The following is a 15,987-nucleotide window of genomic DNA, read 5'->3' as shown; positions in this document are numbered from 1 at the left end:
GCGCACCGCCGAAGGGGCGCTGCGCTGCGTCCGGGGCACGAGACCGCAGTCTGAAGCGCAACTGCATCAACATCGGCCAACAAAAAACGCGGCGTTTCCGCCGCGTTTTTCAATTCGATCTGCGCCTCTCGATTACGCCTGCGGCTGAGGCTCCAGGCCGGGATCCGGATCGGGCCGCGGCCGCGACTTGCCGGCCGGGGGCACGGCGGAGGCGCGCGGCGTAGCCGGCTCGAGCACGGACTCGCGGTTCGGCTTCTTGCCCTTGAGCAGGTCGATGATCTCGTCGCCGGAGAGCGTCTCGAACTCGAGCAGGCCCTTGGCGAGAGCTTCGAGGTCGGCACGCTTCTCGGTGAGAATGCGGGTCGCTTCGTTGTAGCCCTCTTCCACGAAACGCCGGATCTCGGTGTCGATCTTCTGGACCGTCGCCTCCGATGCGTTCTGGGTGCGCGAGACCGACATGCCCAGGAACACCTCGTCCTGGTTTTCGCCATAGGACACGGTGCCGAGCGCCTCCGAGAGGCCCCAGCGCGTAACCATCATGCGGGCCAGACGCGTCGCCTGCTCGATGTCGGAGGATGCACCCGAGGTCACCTTCTCACGGCCGAAGATCAGCTCTTCGGCGACGCGGCCACCCATCATGATGGCGAGGCGCGAGGTCATCTGCTCCAGCGACATCGACAGCTTGTCGCGCTCAGGCAGCTGCATCACCATGCCCAGCGCGCGGCCGCGCGGAATGATGGTCGCCTTGTGGATCGGATCGGTCGCGACGACGTTGAGGCCGACGATGGCGTGGCCGCCCTCGTGATAGGCCGTCAGCAGCTTCTCTTCCTCGGTCATGACGAGCGACTTGCGCTCGGCGCCCATCATCACCTTGTCCTTGGCCTCTTCGAACTCGGCCTGGGTCACCATCCGCTTGTTGCGGCGGGCGGCGGTCAGGGCGGCTTCGTTGACGAGGTTCATCAGGTCGGCGCCGGAAAAACCGGGCGTGCCGCGCGCGATGGTCTTGAGGTTGATATCCGGCGCCAGCGGCACCTTGCGGACGTGAACCTTGAGGATCTGCTCGCGGCCGACGACGTCGGGATTGGGCACCACGACCTGACGGTCGAAGCGGCCCGGACGCAGCAGCGCGGGATCGAGCACGTCGGGACGGTTCGTCGCCGCGATCAGGATCACGCCCTCGTTGGCCTCGAAGCCGTCCATCTCGACCAGCAACTGGTTCAGCGTCTGCTCGCGCTCGTCATTGCCGCCGCCGAGACCGGCGCCACGGTGACGGCCGACCGCGTCGATTTCGTCGATGAAGATGATGCAGGGCGCGTTCTTCTTGGCCTGCTCGAACATGTCGCGGACACGGGAGGCGCCGACGCCGACGAACATTTCGACGAAGTCGGAACCCGAGATGGTGAAGAACGGCACGTTGGCTTCGCCCGCGACCGCACGCGCGATCAGGGTCTTACCGGTGCCGGGAGGGCCCACCAGCAGCACGCCGCGCGGAATACGGCCGCCGAGGCGCTGGAATTTGCCGGGGTCGCGGAGGAATTCGACGATCTCCTGCAGGTCCTGCTTGGCTTCGTCGACGCCGGCGACGTCCTCGAAGGTGACGCGGCCATGGGCCTCGGTCAGCATCTTGGCGCGCGACTTGCCGAAGCCCATCGCCTTGCCGGCGCCGCCCTGCATCTGCCGCGACAGGAAGATCCACACGCCGATCAGCGCGATGAAGGGCAGCCAGGAGACCAGCAGCGAGACGAACCACGGCACGTTGTCGCCGGGCGGCTTCGCGGTGATCTGGACCTTGCTGTCATAGAGGCGCTTCACCAGCGTCGGATCGTTCGGCGCATAGGTCTGGAAGCTTGAGCCATTGGTGAAGGTGCCGTGGATATCCGGCCCCTGGATCACGACATCGCGCACATTGCCGCGGTCAACTTCGCTCAAGAGCTGGGAGAAGGCGATGTCCTGCGATGAGGCGCGCTGACCCGGATTCTGGAAGAGCGTGAACAACGCCAACAGCAGCAAGACAATGATGACCCAGAGGGCGAAATTGCGCAGATTGGCGTTCATCGATCTTCCTTCATGGTCGCGCGGATCGCGGCCTGATCCTTGGGCGGTAGCAGTTACTTTGTCAGTGCGAGGAAATCCCCAAGGAATCCTCTTGGTTAGACGGATACAATTTAGGTGCCGCCCCGGTCGCTGCCAAGGGAACGAGATGGGACTATTTATCCCATCTTAGAGCGATTCCCGCTGAAATAATGGCGATCTGCCCGGGGTTTTTCCTGCCTGGTTAAGGTGTCCTGACGGCGCGCGGCGGAAACGGCCGGTGTCATGATCCGCCCTGATCCGCCCTCGTCCGTCCCTTGGACCGCCGGGCCGGCGCCGGTGCGATGTGGATACGCCCCCCGGCAAGGCTGATCAAGGCTCCCGCAAGGGTCTGCTTCAGGAACGGCCGGCCATTTGCGGCTGCGCGGGGGCTTTCAGCCAAACTTGCAGCCATGGCCTGATCGAGCGCGGCCAGGAGAGTCTCGACCTTGCCGAGTTCCGCCGGCCCCTCATGACCGAGGGCATTGACGGCCCGCAGCAGGAGCCGCAGCCGGACCTCCTCCGGCAGATTGGCGAATGCCGAGGCCTCGAAGCTGCGACCGCCCGCCTGCGGCGCATCGCCGCGCGCCCGAAGCTGAAGGAAGCGTTCGGCGCCATCGACCAGCACGTCGACCGCCGCATTGGCGCGCGCCAGCCTGCCTGCGAGCCGCGCCAGGCTCCGGCTGTCGCCCCCCTCGGCCGCGAGTTGCGGCAGCAGCGCGCGCAGCCGCGGCCGGGTGAAGGCGGTGTCGCGATTGGTGGGATCATCGGCAAATCCGATCTTCGCCCGCCTCAAGGTCGCGATCAGCTGCGACTTCGGGACATCGAGCAGCGGACGCACCAGCACGACGCCGTCGCGCTCCGTGAGGCGCGTCATTGCCGACAGCCCGGCAAGCCCGCTGCCGCGGACAAGGCGCATCAACAGGGTCTCGGCCTGATCGTCGCGGGTGTGGGCGGTCAGCACATGGCTCGCGCCGGCGTTTCGCGCGGCCTGTGCAAGCAGGCGGTAGCGGGCTTCGCGTGCAGCGGCAGGCAGTCCCGTGTTCGGCTTCGCGCCACGCCAGCGCAGGGTCCGGTGTGCCAGCCCGAGTTCGGCCGCAAGCCGCTTGACCTCGCGCGCCTCGCGCGCCGCCTCCGGGCGCAGGCCGTGATCGACGGTGACGACGGTCAATTGCGGACCGCGTGCCAAGCCGCGCTTCCAGCGCGCGGCGAGCCACATCAGCGCGACCGAGTCAGGTCCGCCGGAGACCGCGAGCACCAGCGCCGGCGCACTTCTGAGCTCGGCGAAGAGTTGCTTCGCCGCGCGCGCCGAGATCGGTGAGTTGTCGTCGTCCGACATGACGCTGCCCAGGCAATCACCAGACTATTTAGCGCGGCGCCATCCGCATTGTCAGGGCGCAAACACCACGCGTCAGCACTTCACCCGCTTCTGCTCGCGATCGACGGCGGATTTGACGCCGGCGGAGGCGCGCGGATATTTGCGGCCGACCTCGCCGAAGGCGGCGCAGGCGGCCTCTTTCTCCTTCAGCGCGGCCAGCGACTGGCCGAGCCGCAGCAGGGCATCCGGCGCCTTGGCGGATTTGTCGTATTTGGTGGTGACGGCGAGGAAGGCTTCCGCGGAGTCGCGATATTGCTGGCGCTGGAAATAGCTTTCGCCGAGCCAGTATTGCGCGTCGCCGAGCAGCGGATCGCTCGGATGTTTCTGCGCAAAATTCTTCATGGTCTGCTCGGCGAGCGCATAGTCCTTGCGCTGCATGTAGCCGATGCCGAGGTCGAACTCGTCGCGCGGCGTTGCCGAGGGCGGCAGGGTCGTCAGGCCGGTGCCGCCCGATGGCGCTGGATAGCCCGATTGTGCCGGCGGATAGCCGGGCTGGGCTGCCGGCGGCACGCCTTGCTGGTAGCGCGGGCTGGTGTTGGCGAGATCGAGCGGCTCGCCGGCAGCGCGCCCGCCGGGCGCGCCGCCAGGGGCGCCTGCCGGCATCGGCTGCTGCCCGCCACCAAGCGCGCGCGGCGCGCCGGGCGCATTCGGGTTCTGGTTCGGATCGAAGGAATCACCGCGGCGGCGCACGCCCGGCGCACCGGGCGCCGGCTGCTCCTGAACGATCGGCGCGGGAGCAGCGATCTGCGGCTGCTCGTAATTCGGCTGAGCCTGTTGCTGCTGGCGATAGGCCGGCGCGGACTGCGCAGGCGGTACGGCTGCGACCGAGGGCTGGACCGGCACCTGTCCGGGCGCGGCTTGCGCGCCGCCCTCGAGCGCCCGCAGCCGCTCTTCGAGCTGGCGGTTGCGATATTGCAGCTCCTCGTTCTGGCCGGTGAGCTGGCGCAGCTGGTTCTCCAACCGCTCGATCCGCATCTCGGGGTCATCGTCCGACTGCGCCAGTGCAGGCGAGCACAAAGAGAACAGCGCGGCGATCGCCACGGTGCCGGTAAAGACCTTGGATCTGGATGACATCTTGCCCTGACGACGAAAACGAAATCTGCGACGGAACATGCGACGCGCCACACATTGAAAGGCAGTACGCCAAAAATGTGACTGGCACCACGGGGTTTCGGTCACAGATGGCTGAAACAAAACCGGCGCCCGAGAGGGCGCCGGCATAATCGGTTCCTGAAGATGAACGGCGCCTGACTGATCGTCAGGAGCTCGCGTTCAGCACGGTGACGGCGCGACGGTTCTGCGACCAGCAGGAAATATCGTTACAGACGGCGACCGGCCGCTCCTTGCCGTAGGAGATCGTGCGCATGCGGTTCGGATCGATGCCGCGCGAGGCGAGGAACGAACGCACCGACTGGGCGCGGCGGGCGCCGAGTGCGATGTTGTATTCGCGGGTGCCGCGCTCGTCGGCATGCCCCTCGATGGTGAAGCTGTACTGCCGATAGTTCTGGAGCCACTGCGCCTGCTTCTCCAGGGTCACGATCGCCTGCGGCGTCAGATCGGTCTGGTCGCTCTCGAAGAACACGCGGTCGCCCACGTTAACGACGAAATCCTGCTGGCTGCCAGGCGTCGCAGCATTGGCCATCGCATCCGTCGCTGCGTTCTTGTTCGCGCATGCGCCCATCGACAGCGCGATCGCAACCACCGCAGCCAGCTTCAATCCCTGGAGGATACGCATAGGGTATTTCATTCCGGAGCCTCCACGCTCACGTTCGTCCACTGCTGTCCGGTCTACAGGGGGTTGGTTAAGCGAACGTTCCGTCAACCTTGATGGAACCTTGCTTCAGCCGGTCAAATGCCCCCAAACCGCGAAAAGCAACCGTCATGGTTAATGGGTTCTAAATGTGGCGCGAGGGTGAAGCAACCTGCAGCAACCGGCAAAAGTGCAGGCTTTTGCTGGAATTTTGGGCTCGGACGATGATGGGGATGAACGGAGCCCCGGCCGAAAGGCGCGCGGCGGCTCGAGGCGGTGACGGCAGGCAATCAGACGTGAGCGGCTTCCGGCACCAGTGACGACCGCTGCGGGATCTCGCGCTGCCCGCCGCGCCCAAACAGCATCCGCCGCTCGAACGCGGTGGAGCGCATGATCGGATAGCGCTCGAACACCTTCTTCCGGAAGGTCGGGAAATCCGCCGCCATCAGTCCGAAGGGCTTGGTGAGACCCGGCACCAGGCGGGGCTCGGCGATCGTCTCGTGCAGGAACACCCGCCGGTAGAAGGCCTGATGCTCGGGACGCACGATGGCGAGGCCGAGATCGGCATTGAAGTGCTCGCACGCCATGTAGGCGAGCCGGGTCGTCAGATAGGGCAATTCCGGAACCCGCTTCACCTGGTCGGGATCGGCGACAAAGCGGGTCGGGTCGATCATGACCTCGCCGCGATCGAGCCGCGGCAGCAGGATGTCGGGGAAGACGTCGGCCGAGGTGGACTCGCGCCATTCCGAAGTCAGCACGCTGATGCGCACGGAGCTGCAGAGCTGGCCACGGAGATAGACGCCGAAGGTCCACGCGTTCGGCAGCTCGTCGTAGCGGTCGGTGACGCGGGCTTCCGCGGATTCCCTGACGGCACCCTCGCGCAGATAGGCGCGGTAGCGGAGGTTGTAGATTTGCTCCTTCTCCGCGTCCGTCGCCGCGAGATGATAGTCGACGTCGGTCAGAAGCTCCGCTCCCCGTCCAACAGCCGAAATGACAGATCTGGCTGAGGACTGCATTCGAACTCCTTACCCACCACCAACAACACCACGCGAACCTGGGCCATTTGCCGCTGAACAACTTGCGCGCGCGTGACGATTTATTAACACCTCCTTAACGACGATGCAAAGCAATCGACGCGATAGGGTTAACCCCCGTAGCACTACGGTCGGTTCAGCAACTGTCTGAAACGACGTGCAATTTCTGGATGTGGAATCAGGCGAAGGAGCGTGAGCTGACAACCTGGAGCAGGCCCTCGCCGCGCCGTCCATGCGAGGCGTTGAGGAGCTGGCGCATCCGCACGGCGGGCACCGGACGGCTGAACAGATAGCCTTGCGCCTCGGAGACGGTGCCGTCTGCGCTGATCAGCTCGAGCTGCTCGTTGGTCTCGATGCCCTCGACCACCACGGCCATGCCGAGGTCGGCCGACAGCCGCGCCACGCCACGCAGCAGCGTCAGCGGCCGGTCGGTGTCGATGCCCTCGAGGAAGGAGCGGTCGATCTTCACCTTCTGCATCGGGAAATTGTGCAGATAGCTGAGGCTGGAATAGCCGGTGCCGAAATCGTCGAGCGAGATGCGCACGCCGAGCGCATGCAGTTGCGACAGCGTGTCGTGGGTGAGCTGGGTGTTACGAAGCAGCGAGGACTCCGTGATCTCGATCTCCAGCCGATGGGCCGGCAGCCCCGAGACCTCGAGCGCGTAGCGGATTTCGCTGAGCACGTCGCGCTGGTGGAATTGCTGCGGCGAGAAGTTGACGGCGACGCTGACGCCGTCGGGCCACTTCATGCATTCCATGCAGGCGCGGCGCAGGATCCAGCGGCCGAGATCGACGATCAGCCCCATGTCCTCGGCGACCGGGATGATGTCGACCGGCGAGACCGTGCCGCGTACCGGATGATTCCAGCGCAGCAGCGCCTCGCAGGTGGTGATCTTGCCGGACTTCAGATTGACCAGCGGCTGGTAGAACAGCTCGAATTCCTCGTTGGCCAGCGCCTTGCGCAGGTCGAGCTCGAGAATGCGGCGGGCCTCGACGGTGGCCGCCATCTCGTCGCGGAAGAAGCAGAAGGTGCCGCGGCCGTCGGCCTTGGCGCGATAGAGCGCCATGTCGGCGTTCTTGAGCAGCGTGTCGGCCCTGACGTCGCCGTCCGGCGAGGTCAGCGCGATGCCGACGCTGGCGCCGATCTCAACCAGGTGATTGTCGATGCGATAACGCTCGCTCAGGCGTTCGACGATGCGGCGGGCGAGGCTCGCGGCATCCTCGGCCGAGCTGATGTTCTGCTGGAACACGACGAACTCGTCGCCGCCAAAGCGGGCGACGAAATCCTCGGGACGCAGCATCTCGCGCAGGCGGTTGGCAACCGCGCACAGGAGCTGGTCGCCGCAGGGATGGCCGAGCGTGTCGTTGACCTGCTTGAACTGGTCGAGATCGACGAACAGCAGCGCGGAGAGACGCTCGGCGTCGTGCGAGATCGCCAGCAGCCGTTCGATCTCGTCGCGGAACGAGACCCGGTTGGGCAGCGCCGTGAGCTCGTCATAGCGGGCGAGATGGGTGATCCGGGCTTCCGCGTTGGTACGCTCGGTGATGTCTTCCAGCAGCAGCACCGTGCCGCCGCCAGTCATCGGCTGGAACGTCCAGGCGAGCGCGCGGCCGCGCGAGGAATCCGGGTCGGTGGTGACGATCTCGCAGATCCGCGCATGCTCGATCTCGGCCAGGATCTGCTTGCCGCTCTCCGCCGAGATGGAGCCGGCGGCGATACAGGCCGATACGATGTCGGCAGCGGTGGCGCCACGCTTGACCAGATCTTCGGGCAACGCCATCAGCTCGCCGAAGCGATGGTTCATCACCGCAAGGCGGCCGTCGGCGCGAAACATGCACAGGCCATGCGGCATGTTGTTGAGCGCGGTGTCGAACTGGCTTGCCAGCGCGGACTCACGAAAGCTCGAGGTCAGCGCCTTGACGAAGATCGCATGCAGGCTGAGATTGATGTTCTTCAGCCCGACGAAGAAGAACACGAGCAGGACGGCGAGCCCGATGTGGTAGAAGCCGCCATGCAGCAGCAGCGCGAGCGACATCGGTGCGCAGGCGAGCGCGACGTGCCACTGGATCACCCGGGGCTGGCCGTAATTGCGGGCGGCGCCGCCCGCGGTGTAGCCGATGCCGATGGCGACACAGAGCATGTCGGCAATCGGATCGTCATTGTTGTAGATGACGACGAAGGACCACAGGCCGAGCACCGCCGCATAGCTGAGCGCGCCGAGCCAGTAGCGCGGCTCCAGGTGCTTGGCTTCCTCGAACGACAGTGGGTGCGTGCGGTTTTCGTATCCGCGCATCTGGAACGCGCGCGCGGTGCCGATCGCGATCAGCAGAAATGCGAGCGGCCACAGCCAGGCATCGCCTGTCTTCAGCGCAGTCATGACCGCGGCCACGGCCGCGGAGGCCGAGCCCAGGAAGATCGCCCAGAAATTCTGCACCATAGAGTTGATGAGAGCGGCGTAGAGTATCGGCTCCAGCTCGTCTCGATCGCTCTGCTTCTGGTCGGCCAGCTGCATCGGCTTGTTACGCGTCCTGTTTGGCGCGTACTTTTACCCAGACCTGATGAAGCCTTTCTGAGGGAACATCGTTAAAGTCGAGTTGTTTTTCGGCAATAGCGAACATGTTTCCGCTGAAATATCAAGCAACTAGGCAAGCGTTGCCGGGCACAAGGTGAAGGAAAGCTTGCGTCCTGCACCAAACCCCGAAAAAATCGGCATGTTTTTTCGAAAACATCGCGCGTCTGAACGCGCAATGTCTTAGCCCCGATGTTTCACGCGAACCTGTATCCGCTTCGCTCGCAAGCGCTCTAGCCGGGTGTCGAGGACAGCAGCGGCGACCATGCCGGGTCGGAGGCGAAGCCCGGCGTCGGCACCTTGAGCTCGTTGCGGCCGGAGATGTCGACGGAGAACAGCGACGGCCCGCCGCTGCCGCCGGGATCGCGGAAGAACATCAGCACGCGGCCGTTCGGCGAGAAGGTCGGCCCTTCGTTGTGATAGCCCGAGGTGAGCAGACGCTCGCCGGAGCCGTCCGGCTTCATGACGCCGATCGAGAACTGCCCGCCGCCCTGCCTGGTGAAGGCGATGTAATCGCCACGCGGCGACCACACCGGCGTCGAATAGGTGGCGTTGGTGTCGTCCTTGGAGAAGGAGATGCGCTGCGCCTGTCCGCCGCCCGCGGCCATCACATAGATCTGCGACCTGCCGCCGCGATCGGATTCGAAGCAGATGCGGGTGCCGTCGGGTGAGTAGGACGGAGAGGTGTCGATCGCCGGCGTGTCGGTGAGGCGCGTGGTCGAGCGCGAGCGCAGATCCATCACGAACAGGTTCGAATTGCCGCCCTGCTGCAGGCTCATGATGACGCGCTGGCCGTCCGGCGAGAAGCGCGGCGCGAAGGTCATGCCGGGGAAATTGCCGACGATCTCGCGCTGGCCGGTCTCGATGTTGAAGAGATAGACCTTCGGATCGCCCTGGCCGAACTCCATGTAGGTGATCTCTTGCGAGTTCGGCGAGAAGCGCGGCGTCAGCACGAGGTCGGAGCCGCGGGTCAGATAGCGCACATTGGCACCGTCCTGGTCCATCATCGCGAGCCGCTTGACGCGACGCTCCTTTGGACCGGTCTCGTCTACGAACACCACGCGGCTGTCGAAATAGCCCTTTTCGCCGGTCATCTGCTCATAGATCTGGTCGGAGATGATGTGGGCGATACGGCGCCAATATTCCGGCGAGGTGAAATATTGCTGGCCCGCAAGCTGCTGGCCCGTGATGACGTCCCACAGGCGGAATTCCGCCTTGAGCCTTCCGTCCTGCCCCCGCGTCATGCGGCCGGTGACGAGGGCCTGGGCGTTGATGGTCTTCCAGTTCTGGAATTGCGGCGCGACGTCGATGTTGCTGATGCGCTCGATGAAAGCGGCCTGGTCGATCGGTGCGAACAGGCCCGACCGCTTCAGATTGTTGGTGATGACCTGGGTGACGCCGTTGCTGACGTCGCCGTCGGCGGGCGAGCCCGGCACGAAGTTGGAGATCGCGATCGGGATCGGCCGAAACTCCGTTGGATTGAGTTCGAGCCGCTTTTGGCCCTGGGCCAGGGCATGTCCGCCCCCGAGCGTCGCGAGCGCCGATCCTGTCAGCGTCATGAAGCGGCGGCGGTTCATCGATAGGACGTCATTCATCGCAAAATTCTTTTGTTCGGATGTCACAACATATCTTTCAGGCCGAAGCGCATTGGAATGGTCTTCCAGGTGTCATACTGCTGCTTCGGCAGGAACGAATAGACCTGACACTGCACGATGGCGCGCTTGGCGCTCTCCGCCACCGCCTGAGCAATCGACCGAGACGGGCCGCGAACCGCGACGATAACCGGCTCGGACGCAAGCGAGCCGTCGATTTTCATCGGGATATCGATGTCAGCCTCGTATTGCTCGGCGTCTTGCCCGTTATAGGTGGGCGTGAAGCAGCGCCGGACCGCATTCGTGAACGCGCCTCCCCACGTCGCAACGTTGTTGGCAGCAGTCCCGGTCGTCGATCCCAGCGCAGCCGATGCATTCAGCGCCGCGCCGGAGAGCTCGTGCCGGGTCGCCGCGCGCTTGTCGAGGTCGCGCTGGATCTGCGCGGGATCGAAGCTGCGCTCCTTGGGCTTCGGTTGCTGCTGCGGCTGCACCGCCGCGACCTTCTGCTCGACGGGCTTCGGCGGAGGCTTCTTGGTCTCCAGTTTCTTCTGGAGCTCGGCGATCGGATCTTCCTTCGCCGGATCAGGCTTCTTTTCCTGCGGCTTCGGCTCTTCTTTGGGCTTGGCCTCGGCGACGGGCTTGGGCGGCTCGGGCTTCTTCTCGACCGGCTTCTCGACGGGTTTCGGCGGCGGCTCGGGCGTCGAGTTGGTCTTGATCAGCTCTTTCTTCTCGGTGACCTTGCCGACCGCTTCTTCCTCGGGCTTGGCCTCGGCGATCTTCTCGACCTTGGGCTTCGGCTCTTCCTTCTTGCCGGTCTTCTGCCCCGACATCATCTGCGCAAGCTGATCGGTGGAGATGATGTCGATCGGAAGCGACTCTTCCGCGACAAAGGCCTTGCTGCTAAAGGTGACCAGTCCCCATCCAAGCACGAGGACGTGGAGGGCAATCGACGCAACGAGTGTCTTGTCGACGTTCACCTTCACCGGTTTACCCCTGATCCGCCTCGGTCACGAGCGCCAGCTTCTTGAAGCCCGCGCCGGACAACAGGCCCATGACCTTGGCCACCGTTCCGTAATCCGCCTTCTTGTCCGCGCGAAGATAGATGCGCTCCTCGAGCCCGCCGCGCGCGTCCGTGATCGCCTTCAGCTTCGGGATCAACTCGTTGATCGCGATCTCGGCGTCGTTGATGAAGACCTTGCCCTTGATGTCGACCGACATCTGGATTGGCTTCTGGTCGTTGTTTTCGAGGCTCTTGGCCTGGGTCTGCGGCAGGTCGAGCGGCACACCGACCGTCAACATCGGAGCCGACACCATGAAGATGATGAGCAGCACCAACATCACGTCCACCATCGGCGTGACGTTGATCTCGGCCACGACGGGCTTGCGCCGGCCACGACGCCCGCCGCCTCCGGACGAACTAGCTACGTTCATCGCCATGATCGAGTGCCCAAATTGCCCCTCACACTATACATGCCGTCCGTCAGCCCCGCTCGTCGATCTGACGCGACAGAATGGCGGAAAATTCATCGGCGAAACCTTCGAGCCGCTGGGCCTGCCGGTTCACCTCGGAAGTGAACTTATTGTAGAAAATAGTGGCAGGAATGGCGGCGATAAGGCCGACGGCGGTCGCAAACAGCGCTTCGGCGATGCCCGGCGCGACCACCGCCAGGGAGGTATTTTTCGACGCCGCGATCGACTGGAAGCTCGACATGATGCCCCAGACCGTGCCGAACAGGCCGACAAAGGGGCCGGCGGAGCCGACGGTGGCGAGCACCAGCAGCCGGCGTTCCAGCCGCTCGACCTCGCGCGCGATCGAGACGTTCATCACCTTGTCGATGCGCATCTGAAGGCCCGCGACCGAGCGGGCGTGGCTCTCGAACGAGCGCTTCCACTCGCGCATGGCGGCGACGAAGCAGGCCGCCATGGAATGCGTCGGCTTGGCCGAGAGCGTGCGATAAAGCTCCTCGATCGACTCGCCGGACCAGAAGGCCTGCTCGAACCGGTCCATCGAGCGGCGGGTGCGCGCGTAAAGAAAGATCTTGTCGATCGCGATGGCCCAGACCCAGACCGAGCAGGCGAGAAGCCCCAGCATCACCGCTTTCACGATCCAGTGAGCCTGCCAGAACAGCGCAATCAGCGACACGTCCGCGGAAGCGGCAACCGGAAGGGCTGACTGAGCCACGTCGGCCGGATTCATAAGCAGTATCCTCTCAAGGCGATCATTTCCCTGACCTCTCCGGCCAGCAAATGGCTGCCGGTTCCCCAACAGCCGCGCTAGCACCGGCGCGGCCGGCAAGCCCGCTCAAAGCCTTGTCTTTCTGGGGTACAGGGGCTCGTCCAAAGCCGGCCGCCTGCATTCCCTGCCAAGATGTCAAAACTATGGGCCTCGAGCACGGCTCCGGGCACGACTGTCCGCAATTACAGAGCCCGCCGATGGTTAACGTGCGGTTACCACGGCCGAATTTGGCTGCCGGAAAGGTAGGCAGCGCAGGCGGTTGGCCGCTTTGCCGCGGGACATGGCGGCGACGGATCGGAGCCGGGTCCACTGGCGAGGTCGGTTCCCTCCCCCCTTGCGGGGAGGGCTAGGGAGAGGGGTACCACACGGGGGCTCCCACCGTGATGAAATCGGACGCACGCAACGAGCACTTTTCCTGGGTTACCCCTCTGCCCCCCCTCCCCCCAAGGGGGAGGGAGCGCAGTCGGACTCGTGGCGCTATGACACCGGGCACAACGGACGCCCCTTCTGGAACCTCCTCCCCTGCCCAGCCCGAAATCGCAGGGAGCTTAGCGTGCGCCACAGCTACACCACGACCACATGCTCCATCTCGCATCTCACGGCGGGCACGAGCTGATAGGCTGCGCTCGCGGACAACAACGTGCCGGCATCACCGGCCCAGCCTGAGGAGCGTCCAGTGCCGAAACCACAAACCAATGTGCGGTGGATGGCCGCCGCGATCATATCGGTCAGCCTCGTCACGTTCGGCGCCGCGCGCGCGGCGTCGGTCGCACCGGTCGCCGCGCAAAACGGCATGGTGGTGTCCGCGCAGCATCTGGCGACCCAGGTGGGCGTCGATGTGCTGAAGCGCGGCGGCAATGCCGTCGATGCCGCTGTGGCCGTCGGTTATGCCTTGGCCGTCGTCTATCCGGCCGCCGGCAATCTCGGTGGTGGCGGCTTCATGACGATCCAGCTCGCCGACGGCCGCAAGACCTTCCTCGATTTCCGCGAGACCGCGCCCAAGGCGGCGACGGCCAATATGTATCTCGACAAGGATGGCAACGTCATCAAGGGCATCTCGACCAAGGGACATCTGGCTGTGGGTGTGCCAGGCTCCGTCTCGGGCATGGAATATGCGCGCGAAAAATACGGCACCATGAAGCGCGCCGACCTGCTCGCTCCCGCGATCCAGTTCGCCGAACAGGGATTTGTACTCGACCAGGGCGACATCGACCTGCTGCGCACGGCAACCGACGATTTCAAGGACGATCCAGCATCGAGCGCGATCTTCCTCAACAACGGCCAGCCGTTCGGCGTGGGCGATCGACTGCTGCAATCCGAACTGGCGAAAACCCTGCGCGAGATCAGCAGCAAGGGCACCGACGGCTTCTACAAGGGCTGGGTCGGCAGCGCCATCGTGGCATCGAGCCAGGCCGGCAAGGGCCTCCTGACGCAGGACGACCTCGACGGCTACAAGACGCGCGAGCTCGCGCCTGTCGAATGCGACTATCGCGGCTATCACGTGATTTCCGCGCCGCCACCGAGCTCGGGCGGCGTCGTCATCTGCGAGATCCTGAATATCCTGGAGGGCTATCCTCTGAAGGAGCTGGGCTACCATTCCGCGCAGGCCGTGCACGTGCAGATCGAGGCCATGCGGCATGCCTACGTGGACCGCAACAGCTATCTCGGCGATCCGGATTTCGTGAAGAATCCGCTCGACCGCCTGCTCGACAAGAATTACGCGACCAAGATCCGCGCCGTGATCGATCCGAACAAGGCCGCAATCTCCAAGGACATCAAGCCGGGCGTCGCGCCGCACGAGGGCAGCAACACCACGCACTATTCAATCGCGGACAAGGACGGCAACGCGGTATCGGTGACGTACACGCTGAACGATTGGTTCGGCGCCAAGGTGACGGCGGCCAAGACCGGCGTGCTGCTGAACGACGAGATGGACGACTTCACGGCCAAGGTCGGGGTGCCGAACCTGTATGGCCTGGTGCAGGGTGAGGCCAACGCGATTGCTCCCGGCAAGCGTCCACTGTCCTCGATGAGCCCGACCATCGTCACCAAGGACGGCAAGACCGTCATGGTGGTAGGCACGCCCGGCGGCAGCCGCATCATCACCGCCGTGTTGCAGACCATGATCAATGCGATCGACTACGGCATGAACGCGCAGGAGGCCGTCGACATGCCACGCATCCACCAGCAATGGCTGCCTGATATGACCAACGTGGAGAACTATGCGCTGTCGCCGGACACGCAGAAGATTCTAGAAGGGATGGGGCACAAATTCGGGCCGCCGCAACCGGCGAACCATTTGGCGGTCATCATCGTGGGCGCGCCGTCACTGAACGGCGAGCAAGTCGGCAATAATCGTTACTACGGTGCGAACGATCCACGCCGCAACAGTGGGCTGGCGGCGGGGTATTGATCTACGCCACCCTTACGACTGTCATACCCCGCGACCCGGCTACGCCAAGGCTTCGCCGGGGCTGCGGTCCAGGGGCGCCGAAGCTTTAGCGTAGGCGTCAAGCGGGGTATCCAGTACACTGCGGCTCCTCCGCATCTCAATGCTGTCTCTGGAATACTGGATTGCCCGCCTTCGCGGGCAATGACGGCGGTAGAAATGGTCGAGGGCCGCCCCTCTACCACTTCTCCTTCGAGGTCCGCACGTCGAGCTCGAACGACCAGGCGCGCTCGGGCTGGCGATAGAGGAAGGCGAAGGCATCGACGATGCCATCGATGTCGATCAGGCTGTCCTCGCGGCCGGCCGCATCCGGGAATCGTGAAAAGATCTTGTCGCCGGCGATCGCGCCGTCGACCACGACATGGCCGACATGGATGCCGTCGCTCGCGTATTCCTTGGCCATCGCCTGCGCCAGCGTGCGCAGGCCGGCCTTGGACGAGTTGAAGGCGCCGTAGCCGGAGCGTCCGCGCAGCGAGGCACTGGCGCCCGTGAACAGCAGCGTGCCGGTCTTCTTCGGCACCATCCGCCGCACCGCCTCGCGGCCGAACAGGAAGCCGCCGAAGCAGACCACGCGCCAGGCATTCTCGAAATAGTCGGCGTCCATCTCGATGATCTTGCCGGGCGTGTTGTTGCCGGCGTTGTAGATGGCGAGGTCGAGGTTGTCGCCGGCGGCATCGAACAGCGCGACGATGTCCCCCTCCCTGGTCGCATCGGCAACGAAGGGCACGGCTGCGCCGCCCGCCTTCGTGATGTCGTCTACAACGGCCTGCAAGGCAGACAGCGTCCGGCCCGCGACGATCACCTTGAGCCCATCGGCCGCAAAACGCTTGCAAAGCCGGGCCCCGACCCCGCGGTCCGGTCCAACGCCGATCACGATTGCCGTCTTCATTGCAACTCTCCGAAGGTTGA

General features: G+C 64.7%; 12 protein-coding genes. 1 reads left to right on the top strand and 11 read right to left on the bottom strand.

The features are described 5' to 3' along the window. Nucleotides 1-132: 132 nt before the first annotated feature. From ftsH to tolQ, 10 genes are all read right to left on the bottom strand, one after another. Nucleotides 133-2,055, bottom strand: coding sequence for an ATP-dependent zinc metalloprotease FtsH (gene ftsH, locus AC0L3X_RS14230; RefSeq protein ID WP_063981098.1), 1,923 nt, complete (start codon nucleotides 2,053-2,055; stop codon nucleotides 133-135). Between the two features lie 259 nt (nucleotides 2,056-2,314). Beyond that, nucleotides 2,315-3,409 (bottom strand): tRNA lysidine(34) synthetase TilS, encoded by a 1,095-nt coding sequence (gene tilS / locus AC0L3X_RS14225; protein WP_063981097.1) that lies wholly within the window; start codon nucleotides 3,407-3,409, stop codon nucleotides 2,315-2,317. A 72-nt stretch (nucleotides 3,410-3,481) separates the two neighbouring features. Then, nucleotides 3,482-4,522 carry a tol-pal system protein YbgF gene (ybgF, locus tag AC0L3X_RS14220; RefSeq protein ID WP_166344448.1) on the bottom strand — a complete coding sequence of 347 codons (1,041 nt, stop codon included), beginning with the start codon at nucleotides 4,520-4,522 and terminating at the stop codon, nucleotides 3,482-3,484. A gap of 184 nt (nucleotides 4,523-4,706) precedes the next feature. After that, on the bottom strand, nucleotides 4,707-5,195 hold the full coding sequence (gene pal, locus AC0L3X_RS14215; RefSeq protein WP_028152222.1) for a peptidoglycan-associated lipoprotein Pal: 489 nt from the start codon (nucleotides 5,193-5,195) through the stop codon (nucleotides 4,707-4,709). 293 nt (nucleotides 5,196-5,488) lie between these two features. Continuing rightward, on the bottom strand, nucleotides 5,489-6,214 hold the full coding sequence (locus AC0L3X_RS14210) for an N-acyl amino acid synthase FeeM domain-containing protein (RefSeq protein WP_063981096.1): 726 nt from the start codon (nucleotides 6,212-6,214) through the stop codon (nucleotides 5,489-5,491). Between the two features lie 196 nt (nucleotides 6,215-6,410). Next, on the bottom strand, nucleotides 6,411-8,744 hold the full coding sequence (locus AC0L3X_RS14205) for a putative bifunctional diguanylate cyclase/phosphodiesterase (RefSeq protein WP_063981095.1): 2,334 nt from the start codon (nucleotides 8,742-8,744) through the stop codon (nucleotides 6,411-6,413). 290 nt (nucleotides 8,745-9,034) lie between these two features. After that, nucleotides 9,035-10,378, bottom strand: coding sequence for a Tol-Pal system beta propeller repeat protein TolB (gene tolB, locus AC0L3X_RS14200; RefSeq protein ID WP_049807612.1), 1,344 nt, complete (start codon nucleotides 10,376-10,378; stop codon nucleotides 9,035-9,037). 41 nt (nucleotides 10,379-10,419) lie between these two features. Next, entirely contained in the window at nucleotides 10,420-11,376 is a 957-nt protein-coding gene (locus AC0L3X_RS14195; protein WP_084794964.1) for a protein TolA, read from the bottom strand. A gap of 4 nt (nucleotides 11,377-11,380) precedes the next feature. Then, nucleotides 11,381-11,830, bottom strand: a complete 450-nt coding sequence (gene tolR, locus AC0L3X_RS14190) for a protein TolR (RefSeq protein ID WP_028152217.1) — start codon at nucleotides 11,828-11,830, stop codon at nucleotides 11,381-11,383. A gap of 43 nt (nucleotides 11,831-11,873) precedes the next feature. After that, entirely contained in the window at nucleotides 11,874-12,590 is a 717-nt protein-coding gene (tolQ, locus tag AC0L3X_RS14185; RefSeq protein ID WP_014492404.1) for a protein TolQ, read from the bottom strand. Nucleotides 12,591-13,335: 745 nt separating this feature from the next. Between tolQ and ggt the strand changes: the two genes are divergently transcribed. Next, nucleotides 13,336-15,042, top strand: coding sequence for a gamma-glutamyltransferase (gene ggt, locus AC0L3X_RS14180; protein WP_063981094.1), 1,707 nt, complete (start codon nucleotides 13,336-13,338; stop codon nucleotides 15,040-15,042). Nucleotides 15,043-15,256: 214 nt separating this feature from the next. On the opposite strand, the gene AC0L3X_RS14175 is transcribed toward ggt, so the two are convergent. After that, on the bottom strand, nucleotides 15,257-15,967 hold the full coding sequence (locus tag AC0L3X_RS14175; protein WP_063981093.1) for an SDR family NAD(P)-dependent oxidoreductase: 711 nt from the start codon (nucleotides 15,965-15,967) through the stop codon (nucleotides 15,257-15,259). Nucleotides 15,968-15,987: the final 20 nt, after the last annotated feature.

It is taken from the genome of Bradyrhizobium sp. MI1.7 (genome assembly GCF_055811795.1).
Note: the sequence above shows the minus strand (reverse complement) of the source record. Positions and strands in the feature narration are given on the sequence as shown.